Raw genomic sequence first — 12,732 nt, 5'->3', positions numbered from 1 at the left:
GGCCGGCGCCATGCTGAGGGCATAGACCATCAGCCCATGTCCCGCGCAGGTCGTGGCCATCACCGTGACCACGAGCGCAAAGTCGCCCCAGCCCATCGGCTGCCAGAAGAACACGCCGACCACACCCGACATCACTAGGCCGATCAGCGCCGTGTAGGTCATGCTGGTCGCCGCGCTGTCAAACTGGCTGACCTTGCGGGTGATGACGATATAGATCGCATAAAGCGTTGCGGAACTGAGGGCGAAACCCACGCCCCAGTCGAGCGGCAGCCCGCCCGGCCGCACGATGACCAGTGCCCCGGCAAACCCAACGGCCACCGCCACGAACCGGAACACCCCGACCTTCTCGCCCAGGATGGGAATGGCGAACAGCGTCACCAGCAGCGGATAGACCACCGTGATCGCCTGCAATTCGCCCAGCGGGACCGTGCGCAGCGCCAGCGCAAAAAACCAGATATCGGCCATGAGCAGCACGCCGCGCAGCACCTGCCACAGCGGCACCTTCGAATTGAGCGCCTGGCGCAGCGGCGCCTGCCGCATCACCAGCAGCAGCGAAAAGGCAGCAAAGCCCCAATAGCGCATCATGGTGATCTGGAATGGCGAATAGGTCTGCACCAGCACCTTGGAGATGGCGTCTTGGACGCCGAACACGCCAATGGTGATGAGGGTCAGGATAATGGCGCGGCCGACATTGTCGGTGCGGCTGTCGGCGGCAATGGAGGACATGGGCGGGGACAATCAAACAAGCAAATGGGCAATCAAAACGCCCCGGCTCTTGCGTGCCGGAGCGTCAGCAGCGCTATCGCAAAGCCTATGCCTTGGCCATAGACGACTTGATGATGCCGGCGATAGCGGTGAGAATACCCCCGCCCACCAGGCCCGTCGCGCCCTGGCCCGCCAGCGCACTCAGGTCGAGCCCGCCCGCCGTGCCCGCGGCCGCGGCGCTGGCACCGACCAGGCCATCCAGTCCCGGGATCATCCCGGCCAGCCACGTTCCGGCTATGCCACCAACGGCACCGACGATGGAATTTCCGGCCGGTCCGAGATTGAGCGATTTGACGATCTGCCCGATCACATTGCCGCCAATGCCACCGGCGATCAGTTGCACCAGAATAGGCACGATGACTTCCATTGCTTCCCCCTCTTGGAACGTCCCGCCAGGCCACCCTGCCCGCGGTGACGCGACCAAGCCTACGCTCGAAGCCGTGCCAACAAAAGGACAAGGCTCCTGTCTCACCCTGTCAGCAGGCTCCCGTAAATCCGGCATTGCCGAACATTGAACTGAGCCGCTAAAGCGGCCTATGGTCCGCCCAAAGGTCACCCCACGCCCCATCATGTCGAATCGCCCCAGCCCCTCCCAGTCAAGTGCCGTAGCCCTCGTCACCGGCGCCGCCGACCGCATCGGCGCCGCTATTGCGCGGCGTCTCGCCCGTGAAGGCTGGGCCGTCCTCGTCCACTATCGCAGCTCGGCCGACAAGGCCGACGCGGTGGTCGCCGACATCCGCGCCGCGGGCGGACAGGCAATGACCATTCAGGCCGACCTCGCCGACCGCAACCAGCGCAGCGGTCTCATCGCTGCCGCGCGCGCCGTCTTTGGTCCGCTGACCCTTCTGGTCAACAACGCCTCGCTGTTCGAGCGCGATTCCGCCTCCGACCTTGACGAGGCGGTCTGGGATGCCCATTTCGCCGTTCATGCCGAAGCGCCTGCTTTCCTGGCCCGCGATTTCGCCACGCAACTTCCCGAAATGCAGGCCGGCAATATCATCAACATCATCGATGAACGCGTGCTCGACCTGTCGCCTGCCTTTTTCAGCTATACCCTCAGCAAATCGGTGCTGTGGACCATGACCCGCACCCTGGCCCAGTCTCTGGCGCCACGCATTCGCGTCAACGCGGTCGCTCCCGGCCCAACCGTTCCGCCCCCCTATGTGTCGCCTGATGTCTATGCCCGGCGCATCAGCGAATTGCCGCTCGGCCGCAGCGCCGATCCGGACGGCATTGCCGATGGCGTCCTCGCCATCCTGTCGCTGGGTGCCATGACCGGGCAGATGATTACCCTCGATGGCGGCGAGCATCTGGAATGGCCGGCCCGCCGCAAGCCGACGCCGAGACGGAAAAATGACTGAGACGCCGCCGCCCTCCGGCCATGAGGTCATCCGCGCCTTCGTCCGCACCCTGCCCGCAGCCCCCGGCGTCTACCGCATGCTCGATGCGGAAGGTGAGGTCATGTATGTGGGCAAGGCCCGCAACCTCAAGGCCCGCGTCACCAACTATACGCGGCCCGAAGGCCTCGAAGTCCGCCTGCAGCGCATGATCGCGGCCACGGTGAGCATGGAATTCGTGCGCACCGAGACCGAGTCCGAAGCGCTGCTGCTCGAAGCCAACATGATCAAGCGGCTCAAGCCGCGCTTCAACGTGCTGCTGCGCGACGACAAGAGCTTCCCCTATATCCTGATCGCCACAGATCACGAAGCGCCCGAGCTCACCAAGCATCGCGGCACCCGCCGCCGCCAGGGCCACTATTTCGGCCCCTTCGCCTCGGCTACATCGGTCGGCCGCACCATTGCCAGCCTGCAAAAGGCCTTCCTGCTGCGCAACTGCTCGGACAGCTTCTACGCCGCCCGCACCCGCCCCTGCCTGCAATTCCAGATCAAGCGCTGCGCCGCCCCCTGCACCCGCGAAATCAGCCTCGAAGGCTATGCCGAGCTGGTCGAAGACGCCCGCCAGTTCCTGTCCGGCAAGTCCAGCTCCGTGCGCAGCCACCTCCAGGCAGACATGAACACCGCCGCTGAACAGCTCGATTTCGAACGCGCCGCCCTGCTCCGCGATCGTCTCTCCGCCCTGGCGCTGGTGCAGTCGCAGGGCGACGCCACTGCCAAATCAGTCGAAGAGGCCGACGTCTTTGCCATCCACCACGAAGGCGGCCAGTTCTGCGTGCAGGTCTTCTTCTTTCGCGCCTTCCAGAACTGGGGCAACTACCCCTATCGCCCCCGCGCCGATGCCAGCCTGTCCGATGCCGAGGTGCTGGAAGCCTTCATCGGCCAGTTCTACGAAAACCGCACCCCGGCCCGGACAGTTCTCATCAGCCACGAGCTCAGCGACCATGCGGTGATGGAGGAGGCGCTCTCCACCCGCGCCGGCCGTCGCGTCTATATCGAGCAGCCCAAGCGCGGCGAGAAGCGCGACCTGGTCAACCACGCCCTCAACAATGCCCGCGAGGCGCTCGGCCGTCAGCTCGCCGAAGGCGCCACCAACCGCGCCTTGCTCGAGGGCGTGGCCGAAACCTTCGGCCTGGACGACGTACCGCGTCGCATCGAGACCTACGACAACTCCCACATTTCAGGCACCAACATGGTCGGCGCCATGGTCGTGGCCGGCGAGGAGGGCTTCTCCAAGAAGCACTACCGCACCTTCAACATCAAATCCGACATCGTCGCCGGCGACGACTTCGGCATGATGCGTGAAGTGCTGACCCGCCGCTTCACCCGTCTGGCCAATGAAAGCGAAAACGACGCCGAAGACGAAAACACCGGCATGCCCGACTGGCCCGATGTCGTCTTCATCGACGGCGGCGCCGGCCAGCTGAACGCGGTGCGCGAAGTCATCGCCGAGTTGAACCTGCCCAAGGACGTCACCTTCATCGGCATCGCCAAGGGCGAGGAGCGCGATGCCGGCCGCGAGAAATTCCACATGGAGGGCCGCGAGCCCTTCATGCTGCCCCACAGAGATCCCGTCCTCTACTATGTCCAGCGCCTGCGCGACGAAGCCCACCGCTTCGCCATCGGCACCCACCGCGCCAAGCGCAAGAAGGAGCAGGTCAAGAACCCTCTCGACGAGATCGAAGGCATCGGCCCGACCCGCAAGCGCGCTCTGCTCAACCATTTCGGCTCCGCCAAGGCCGTCGGCCGCGCCAGCCTGGCCGATCTCCAATCCGTACCGACCATTTCCCGCGCCATGGCGCAACTGGTCTACGATCACTTTAACCGGGTGGAATAGCGCTTCTTCGCCTCTCCCCCTCGGGGAGGGGTGAAGCCGCCCATGCCGCCCCTTTCACTCGCCTAAAAGTCGGACTCGACAAACCCCGAAACCGCGCGCTACACATCACGCCATGATCCGTTCCGCCGCCGCTTATTCGTTTTGGTTTAGCTATCCGCTCCCGGCGGAGGCTACCGCGCGCTTGATCTGATCTCACAAGATACGACCAAACCCGAAGCCAGCCGCCCCCCATCCGAGGCGGCTTTTTTGTTGGCCGCCTCCCCAGAATTCAGAAATTCCCGAGGAGACCACCAAGTGCTCAAATCTACCGACGACCTTCGCATCACCGCGATAAAGCCGCTGACCACCCCCATCGAGGTCATGCGCCAGCATCCGCGCACCGACGCCGCCACCCGCACCGTGCTCAGTGCCCGCCACGCCTTCCACAATATCCTCGCCGGCAATGACGACCGCCTCGCCGTCGTCGTCGGCCCCTGCTCCATTCACGATCCCGCCGCGGCGCTGGACTACGCCAAGCGCCTCGTCGCGCTGCGCTCGTCCCTGGGCGACCGGCTCGAGATCATCATGCGCGTCTATTTTGAAAAGCCGCGCACCACGGTCGGCTGGAAGGGCCTGATCAACGATCCCAATCTCGATGGCAGCTTCGACATCGATACGGGCCTGCACACTGCGCGCGCCCTGCTGCTCGATATCGCCAATCTCGGCCTGCCAGCGGCCTGCGAATTCCTCGACATGACCACGCCGCAATACATTGCCGACCTCGTGAGCTGGGCCGCCATCGGCGCCCGCACCACCGAAAGCCAGATCCACCGCGAACTGGCCTCCGGCCTCTCCTGCCCGGTCGGCTTCAAGAACGGCACCGACGGCAATGTGAAGATCGCCCTCGACGCGGTGAGCTCGGCCAGCCAGCCCCATCATTTCCTGGCCGTGACCAAGGACGGCCGCTCCGCCATCGCCGCCACCACGGGCAATGAGGATTGCCACATCATCCTGCGCGGCGGCAAAACCACCAATTACGACGCTGCCAGCGTCGATGCGGCCGCGGCCGCTGCGACCAAGGCAGGCGTTCCGGCCACCATCATGATCGACGCCAGCCACGCCAATTCGTCCAAGAACCCGGAAAACCAGCCCCTGGTCCTGGCAGACATCGGCGCCCAGCTGGCCTCCGGCGATCGCCGCATCATCGGCGTCATGGTCGAATCCAACCTCGTCGCCGGCCGCCAGGACCTCGTCGAGGGCCGCAGCCTGGTCTATGGCCAGTCCATCACCGACGGCTGCATCGATTGGGACACGACTGTGACGGCACTGGAAGCCCTGGCCGAAGCCGTGTCGCAACGCCGCGCGGCGACGAACCAGGCTGTGGCATAAACCGAAGCCGGCTGTCGGCACCCTCCCTCCCCCTTGTGGGAGGGTGGCCCCGAAGGGGTCGGGTGGGGGTTCTCGTCGCAAACTCGTTGCGTGTGACTCACCCCACCCTCATTCCCTCCCCACAAGGGGAGGGAGGCGCATGAGCTGATGGCGCAGCAGTCACCCTTGACCCCCCAGCCCCATTCCTGTTCTGTCCCACCATGGCCAGAAATCCCGTTCTCCTCGTCCCCAACCTCATCACCATCGCCCGCATCCTGGCGATCATTCCCATAGTCGCCCTGGTGATGAACGGCGATATTATCCTGCGCCTGGTCGCCCTCATCATCTACGTCGTCGCCGCCGCGAGCGACTGGCTCGACGGCTATCTCGCCCGCGCCTGGAACCAGTATTCGCCCCTCGGCCGCATGCTCGATCCGATCGCCGACAAGCTGCTGGTCGGCATCCTGATCGCCGCCCTGGCCTGGGACGGGAGCTTTTCGGGCTGGGACATGATCCCGGCCTGCGCCATCCTGTTCCGCGAATTCTTCATCCCGGGCCTGCGCGAATTCCTCGGCAATACCCAGGTCGTGCTGCCGGTGAGCTGGCTGGCCAAATGGAAGACCACTATCCAGTTGGTCGCCCTGGCCGTCGTCCTCTTCGAGCGGATCGTGCCCGGCTTCGGCCTCGTCAGCGACCTCCTGCTCTGGGCTGCCGGCCTCCTGACCCTGTGGACCGGCTTCCAATACCTGCGCGCCAGCTGGCCGCATCTGGTCGCGGACGCGAAATGAAGATCCTCTATTTCGCCTGGCTGCGCGAACGCCTCAACCGTGGCGAGGAAGAGGTGTCGCCACCCGATACCGTCGCCACCGTCGCCGACCTCATCGACTGGCTCGCCACCCGCGACGAGGCCTTCGCCCACGCCGTCGAGAAACGCAGCCTGATCAAGGCCGCCGTCGACGCGAAGCTGGTCGCTCACACCGCCCCGATCGCCGGCGCGCAGGTCGTTGCCCTCTTCCCACCCATGACCGGCGGCTGACATGGCCGTCCGCGTCCAGACCGCCAGCTTCGACCCCGGTGCCGAGCTCAACGCCTTCCTCGCTGCCAGCAACGGCGCGGGCGCCGCCGCGACCTTCACCGGCGTCGTCCGCAGCAGGCCCGACGACCCGATCACCGCCCTGACGCTCGAATGCTACCCCGAACTCGCCATCAACCAGCTCACCGCCATTGTTGCCGACGCCACCGCCCGCTTCGGTCTCCTCGCCGCCACGGTCATCCACCGCTACGGCACCCTCGCCCCCGGCGAACCCATCGTCCAGGTCATGACCCTCTCCCCCCACCGCGAAGCCGCCTTCAAGGGCGCCGAGTTCCTCATGGACTACCTCAAGACCGACGCCCCCTTCTGGAAACAGGAAACCGGGCCGGGGGGCACGCACTGGGTCGAAGCCAACGATGAGGATGATAAGGCCAGGGCTCGGTGGGAATAGTGCCACCACCTCGTCCTCCGAGGTCGCGGCACGATCGTCCGCCCCCCACCGCGCGTGTTGAAACCAACAAAAAAGCCGGGCACTTGGCCCGGCTTTTTCACAAAGTGATTCCGCTTATTCCGCCGCGACCCGCTTGGGCTGCACCTCAGCCGAATACGCATCGATCAGCGTCCGGCAGCCTTCGCCCGGCGTAAACTTGTACTGCCCGATCTCGCTGACCGGGGTGACCTCGGCGGCTGTACCGGTGAGGAAGCACTCGTCGAATTGACTCAGCTCTTCCGGCATGATGTGCCGCTCGGTCACCGTATAGCCATTGCGCTTGGCCAGTTCGATCAGCGTCTGCCTTGTGATGCCGTTGAGGAAGCAATCGGGCGTGGGCGTCGTGATGTCCTTGCCCTTGATGAAGAACACATTGGCGCCGGTCGCCTCGGCCACATAGCCGCGATAGTCCAGCATCATGGAATCGGCATAGCCATTGGCCATCGCCGCGTCCTTGGACAGCGTGCAGATCATGTAGAGGCCGGCCGCCTTGGCCGAAGACGGAATGGTCTCCGGCGACGGGCGCTTCCACTTGCTCCATTCGAGCCTTATGCCCTTGAGCTTTTCCTCGACCGAGAAATAGCTCGGCCACACCCAGGCAGCGATGGCCAGGTGCACCGTGTTGTTGCGCGCCGGCACGCTCAGCTCTTCCGAACCGCGCCAGGCCACGGGACGCACATAGGCATCGACCAGGCCATTCTTCGCCAGCACTTCGCGTTTGGCTTCCTCGATCTGCTCAATCGACCACGGGATCGTGAAATCGAGAGTCTTGCCCGAACGGATCAGCCGCTCGGTATGCTCGCGCGACTTGAAGATCTCGCCGCCATAGGCCCGCTCGCCCTCGAACACCGAGCTGGCATAATGCAGCCCGTGGGTCAGCACGTGAATTTTCGCGTCTTTCCAGGGTTTGAATTCGCCATCAAACCAGATCCAGCCTTCGCGCTGGTCCATGGGCACGCCTGCCATGATCCCTCTCCCGAGTATTCCTTGCGTCGCCGCTGCTTGCAGTCGCTGTTTGGCGCCGATCATGCCCCAGGCCCAAGGCCTTGGCAAACCACAAAGGCTGGAGGATAAGACGGAGCGGCGTCCTGATGGGAAGACAATGGCAGCGAACCTCAAAAATGTCAACATAGCTGACATAAATTCCGCCCCGCCCGGCGGCGAGTCTCTGCCCCTCGACATCATGGGCCTGTTCTTCTTTGCCTATCGTGATTTCACCGGTGATGCCGACGCATTGCTCGAGCGCCAGGGCTTCGGTCGTGCCCACCACCGCGTACTCTATTTCGTCAATCTGCGGCCCGGCATGCCCGTCGCCGACCTGCTCGACATTCTCAAGATCACTAAGCAGAGCCTGGCCCGGGTGCTGCGGCAGCTCATCGACAATGGCTATATCGAGCAGAAGACCGGCCATGCCGACCGCCGCCAGCGCCTGCTGCATGCCACCGACAAGGGTCGGCAATTCTTCGCCACCCTGTCGGCTTCGCAGGCCAGCCGCATCACCACTGCCATTGCCGCCCTGCCCCCGGATTCCCGCCGCGTCGTCACCCGCTTCCTCGTCGGCATGGTCGACCCAGCCGATCGTGCCGTGCTGGATCGGCTGAACCTGACGACCGGGCTCTAGAGTGTGCTGAGTTTCACGTCAGGGCGAGCCGGCACGCTCTAGATCGGCAGCCCGGTCCGCGCTTTGACCGTGCGGATGCTCATGTTGGAGTGGATGCGCGCCACCCCCGGCAGACGCGCGCTCAGCCTCCGATGCAGTCGCTCGAAGTCCTCATGGTCCTGGCAGACCACCCGCAGGATATAGTCCGACTGTCCCGCCATCAGGTGGCACTCCAGCACCTCCGGAATGTCCTGCACCGCCGCCTCGAACGCCTCCAGCGCCGCTTCGCTCTGACTGATGAGGCCAACCTCGATGAAAAACTGCATCGAATAGCCCAGCCGCTCGGCACTGAGCACGGCCCGATAGCCCTCTATCAGCCCCCGCTCCTCCAGCGCCTTGAGCCGCCGGTGGCAGGCCGAGGCCGATAGGCCCACGATCTCCCCGAGTTCCTGCACGCTTCTGCGGCTATCCGCCTGCAGCGCCCGCAGCAGTTTGCGATCCACTGCATCAACTTGCAACGCCATTGCGCCGATCAACTCCAACGTCGAATGTCATTCGAAATCCAGCCGTATCGGGCCGCAGAACGCAAGCACTTTTCGCCGCGCATTTGATCTGCTGTCCCACACACCAGGCATTGGGAGAGACGGAAATGCTGATCGGCGTGCCAAGAGAAATCAAAAACCATGAATACCGGGTCGGCCTGACGCCTGAAAGCGTGGCAGAGCTGACCCATCTGGGCCATCGCGTGATGGTCGAGACCCAGGCCGGGTCAGGCATTGGCGACAGCGACAACGACTATCGCGATGCCGGTGCCGAAATCGCCAATGATGCTCGCGTCGTGTTCGACGCGGCCGAGATGATCGTCAAGGTCAAGGAGCCGCAACCCGCCGAGCGCGCCATGCTGCGCCGGGACCAGATCCTCTTCACCTATCTCCACCTCGCGCCCGATCCGGACCAGACCCGCGACCTGCTGGCCTCCGGCGCCACCTGCATCGCCTACGAAACCGTCACCGACGCCACTGGCGCCCTGCCCCTGCTCAAGCCGATGAGTCAGGTCGCCGGCCGCATGGCCATCCAGGCCGGCGCAACGGCGCTGGAAAAGGCCCATGGCGGCCGCGGCGTCCTGCTTGGCGGCGTGCCCGGCGTGCAGCCGGGCCGGGTGGTGATCCTTGGCGGTGGCGTCGTCGGCTTCCACGCTGCCGAGAACGCCGTTGGCCTCCAGGCCGATGTCACCATTCTCGACAAGAGCCCGCTGGCCCTGGAGCGGCTCTCGAGCCACTTTGGTGCCAAGGCCCGCGTCCTCTATTCCAACAAGGCTTCCATTGCCGAACATGTCGCCAATGCGGATCTGGTGATCGGTGCCGTACTGGTCCCCGGCGCTTCCGCCCCCAAGCTGGTGACGCGGGCCATGCTGGGTACGATGAAAGCCGGTGCCGTGCTGGTCGACGTCGCCATCGATCAGGGCGGGTGCTTTGAGACCTCCCATGCCACTACCCATGCCGAGCCCACCTATGTGGTCGACGGCATCGTGCACTACTGCGTGGCCAACATGCCGGGCGGCGTGGCGCGCACCTCGACCTATGCGCTAAACAACGCCACCCTCCCCCACGTGACCCGCCTGGCCAATCTGGGCTGGAAGCAGGCATTGCGCGCCGATCCGCATTTGCGGGCGGGCCTCAATATCTGGAATGGCAAGGTGACCTGCGCCCCGGTGGCGCAGGCTCAGGGCTACGAATTCCTGGCACCGGAAGCCGCACTGGCGGACTGACGGATGAGAAAAAGGGCGCGAAACCGAGGTTTCGCGCCCCCACCGGAGACACCACAGAGGAGCGTCAGCCTCTGCAGCAGTCCACCGATCGCTGGCGCCCCGGGGAAATCAGGCGCCAAAGCCAGCCCCGGTCCAGATCTGGGCGCTCGGGTTCGCTCGGATAACGAGCCTGGGTGGCAAGGGTTCCCCTGATCGTGATCTGTGATCGGCCGTCAAAAACCGCCACATTCTTCGGCCAGCCTGCAGCGACATCAGGAGATGCGTTCATGCTGCGCCGAATTCTGCTGGCCCTTGCTGCCGCCTTGTCCCTCTCGCTTACGGCGGTCGCCGATGGCGAGAGCCTCGCGACCCTCGTTGGCACGAGCTGGCGATTGACCCAGCTCGACGACGAATCCGTCGCTCCCGCTGTGACTGCCACATTGGTCATTTCTGCCGACAGCATCGGCGGCAATGGCGGCTGCAACACCTATGGCGGCAATATCGCGGCGACGCCCACCGGCATCGACATCACCGAGGTCTTTTCCACCCTGATGGCCTGTGACAACCTCGAGCAGGAACAGGCCTTCCTTGCCGCCCTGGAGGCAGCCGATGCCTTCGCCATGGCTGCTGGCAATCTGCAACTACTGGAAAATGGCACCGTGCTTGCCGAACTGGCGCCTGCCAACCAATAAGCCCCACGCCCGAGGGCGCGGGGCCGAGGTAGTTGGTGCAAACGACCTCTGCCGAAGCAATCTTCGGTGGACGAATGTTATCCCAAGCCTGCGCGCAGGTCACCCCGCCGCTCGATTTTCGTGCAGTCGAGCTCGCAAGTTTTGGGGTCGCTGCCCAACTATTAGGCAACCGATATTACGGCCGCCTACCGAACAGGCAGGTACAACCATGCTTGTATGCAATGTAAGGGCGCCAGCTCAGTCACTTGCCGTGCATAGCTGAGCTGAATCAAAGCGTTAGTCCTGAACAGCAAGTGCTGGCACGGCCTTTGCAATTACTCCGGCGGTGCAAACACACATCTGTCGGAGGTAAACATGACAGTAGTAAACCGCGCATTTGCGGGGCTGGGGCTGGGCGTGGCTATGACTATGGGCGCGGTTGCCGTTCCGGCACTCGCCCAGGACGAGACCATCAAGGTCGGCGTCCTGCATTCGCTGTCGGGCACGATGGCGATTTCCGAAACGACGCTCAAGGACACGATGCTGTTCCTGATCGACGAGCAGAACAAGAAGGGCGGCCTCCTGGGCAAGCAGCTTGAAGCCGTCGTGGTCGATCCCGCCTCCGACTGGCCGCTCTTTGCCGAAAAGGCCCGCGAGCTGATCGAAGTCAACGGCGTTGCCGCCGTGTTCGGCTGCTGGACCTCCTCCTCGCGCAAGTCGGTTCTGCCGGTGTTCGAGGAACTGAACTCGATCCTCTTCTACCCCGTGCAGTACGAAGGCGAGGAGAGCCAGCGCAATGTGTTCTACACTGGCGCCGCTCCCAACCAGCAGGCCATCCCGGCCGTCGACTACCTGATGGAAAACGAAGGCGTCGAACGCTGGGTGCTCGCCGGCACCGACTATGTCTATCCGCAGACCACCAACAAGATCCTTGAGCAATACCTCATGGACAAGGGCGTCGCTGCCGAAGACATCATGATCAACTACACGCCCTTCGGCCATTCCGATTGGCAGACCATCGTCTCCGACATCAAGACCTTCGGCTCGACCGGCAAGAAGACCGCCGTCGTCTCGACCATCAACGGCGACGCCAACGTGCCGTTCTACAAGGAACTCGCCAACCAGGGCATCAAGGCCGAGGATATCCCGGTCGTGGCCTTCTCGGTCGGCGAAGAAGAACTCGCCGGCTTCGACACCACCCCGCTGGTGGGTCACCTGGCTGCCTGGAACTACTTCCAGTCCGTCGATGTGCCGGAAAACGCCGCCTTCATCGAAGCCTGGCAGACCTTCATGGGCAACCCGGACAAGGTGACCAACGATCCGATGGAAGCCACCGTCATCGGCTTCAACCTCTGGGTCCAGGCCGTTGAAAAGGCCGGCACCACCGATACCGACGCCGTGCTCGACGCCATCATCGGCCTCGAAACCCCGAACCTGACCGGCGGCATCGCCAAGATGCTCCCGAACCACCACCTGACCAAGCCGGTTCTGATCGGCGAAATCCAGGCCGATGGTCAGTTCGAAGTTGTGTCCGAATCCGAACTCGTCCCCGGCGATGCCTGGTCCGACTTCCTGCCTGAATCCAAGATGATCGAGGCCGATTGGACTGCCCCGATCTCCTGCGGCAACTACAACACCGAAACCAAGGCCTGCGGCGCCACAGCGATGTAATCGCCCCGCCGACGAATTTGGCGAGGACGGCTCCAGCCGCCCTCGCCACCGAGGTCTCCCAACCCACGATGTCATCCCGGCGAAAGCCGGAATCCATCATGAGATCTCGAGATGGATCCCGGATCAGGTCCGGGATGACACCGAATATGCTGCTGGATCGGGGCCCCCATGACGTTA

At 64.1% G+C, this 12,732-nt stretch carries 14 protein-coding genes; 10 read left to right on the top strand and 4 right to left on the bottom strand.

The genetic code is table 11. The annotated features are described in order from the left end of the window. Both IH615_RS14390 and IH615_RS14385 read right to left on the bottom strand, forming a co-directional pair. Positions 1-726, bottom strand: a 726-nt coding sequence (locus tag IH615_RS14390; RefSeq protein ID WP_291362691.1) for a DMT family transporter, incomplete at its 3' end; no start/stop codon positions are given. 85 nt (positions 727-811) lie between these two features. Further along, positions 812-1,132 (bottom strand): hypothetical protein, encoded by a 321-nt coding sequence (locus IH615_RS14385; protein ID WP_291362689.1) that lies wholly within the window; start codon positions 1,130-1,132, stop codon positions 812-814. Between the two features lie 202 nt (positions 1,133-1,334). Here IH615_RS14385 and IH615_RS14380 point away from each other — a divergent pair, with 202 nt between their 5' ends. From IH615_RS14380 to IH615_RS14355, 6 genes are all read left to right on the top strand, one after another. Then, positions 1,335-2,126, top strand: coding sequence for an SDR family oxidoreductase (locus IH615_RS14380; protein WP_291362688.1), 792 nt, complete (start codon positions 1,335-1,337; stop codon positions 2,124-2,126). Then, a complete protein-coding gene (uvrC, locus tag IH615_RS14375) occupies positions 2,119-3,996 on the top strand; it encodes an excinuclease ABC subunit UvrC (protein WP_291362686.1) in 1,878 nt (625 codons plus the stop codon). Before IH615_RS14380 ends, uvrC begins: the two co-directional genes overlap by 8 nt. Positions 3,997-4,290: 294 nt before the next feature. Further along, a complete protein-coding gene (locus tag IH615_RS14370) occupies positions 4,291-5,364 on the top strand; it encodes a 3-deoxy-7-phosphoheptulonate synthase (RefSeq protein ID WP_291362684.1) in 1,074 nt (357 codons plus the stop codon). A gap of 200 nt (positions 5,365-5,564) precedes the next feature. Continuing rightward, positions 5,565-6,131, top strand: coding sequence for a CDP-diacylglycerol--glycerol-3-phosphate 3-phosphatidyltransferase (gene pgsA / locus IH615_RS14365; RefSeq protein WP_291362682.1), 567 nt, complete (start codon positions 5,565-5,567; stop codon positions 6,129-6,131). Then, the gene (gene moaD / locus IH615_RS14360) at positions 6,128-6,379 is read left to right on the top strand and encodes a molybdopterin converting factor subunit 1 (protein WP_291362680.1); all 252 of its coding nucleotides are present in this window, start codon (positions 6,128-6,130) and stop codon (positions 6,377-6,379) included. Before pgsA ends, moaD begins: the two co-directional genes overlap by 4 nt. 1 nt (position 6,380) lies before the next feature. Next, positions 6,381-6,827, top strand: coding sequence for a molybdenum cofactor biosynthesis protein MoaE (locus IH615_RS14355; RefSeq protein WP_291362678.1), 447 nt, complete (start codon positions 6,381-6,383; stop codon positions 6,825-6,827). Between the two features lie 114 nt (positions 6,828-6,941). On the opposite strand, the gene IH615_RS14350 is transcribed toward IH615_RS14355, so the two are convergent. Further along, complete coding sequence (locus IH615_RS14350) at positions 6,942-7,832, bottom strand: branched-chain amino acid aminotransferase (RefSeq protein ID WP_291362676.1); 891 nt, start codon at positions 7,830-7,832, stop codon at positions 6,942-6,944. Between the two features lie 136 nt (positions 7,833-7,968). Between IH615_RS14350 and IH615_RS14345 the strand changes: the two genes are divergently transcribed. After that, positions 7,969-8,487, top strand: a complete 519-nt coding sequence (locus IH615_RS14345) for a MarR family transcriptional regulator (protein WP_291362674.1) — start codon at positions 7,969-7,971, stop codon at positions 8,485-8,487. 38 nt (positions 8,488-8,525) lie between these two features. Here IH615_RS14345 and IH615_RS14340 read toward each other — a convergent pair whose 3' ends face one another. Then, positions 8,526-8,990, bottom strand: a complete 465-nt coding sequence (locus tag IH615_RS14340; RefSeq protein ID WP_291362672.1) for an Lrp/AsnC family transcriptional regulator — start codon at positions 8,988-8,990, stop codon at positions 8,526-8,528. A gap of 125 nt (positions 8,991-9,115) precedes the next feature. On the opposite strand from IH615_RS14340, the gene ald reads away from it, so the two are divergent. The 3 genes from ald to urtA all read left to right on the top strand — a co-directional run bounded on the left by ald (position 9,116) and on the right by urtA (position 12,555). Beyond that, positions 9,116-10,234, top strand: coding sequence for an alanine dehydrogenase (gene ald / locus IH615_RS14335; protein WP_291362670.1), 1,119 nt, complete (start codon positions 9,116-9,118; stop codon positions 10,232-10,234). A 266-nt stretch (positions 10,235-10,500) separates the two neighbouring features. Continuing rightward, a complete protein-coding gene (locus IH615_RS14330; RefSeq protein WP_291362668.1) occupies positions 10,501-10,905 on the top strand; it encodes an META domain-containing protein in 405 nt (134 codons plus the stop codon). Between the two features lie 402 nt (positions 10,906-11,307). Beyond that, positions 11,308-12,555 (top strand): urea ABC transporter substrate-binding protein, encoded by a 1,248-nt coding sequence (gene urtA / locus IH615_RS14325; protein WP_291362697.1) that lies wholly within the window; start codon positions 11,308-11,310, stop codon positions 12,553-12,555. Positions 12,556-12,732 lie beyond the last annotated feature (177 nt).

It is taken from the genome of Devosia sp. (assembly GCF_014860165.1).
Lineage (GTDB): Bacteria > Pseudomonadota > Alphaproteobacteria > Rhizobiales > Devosiaceae > Devosia.
The sequence above is the reverse complement of the archived record's forward strand: the minus strand, read 5'-3'. Positions and strand labels throughout refer to the sequence as shown.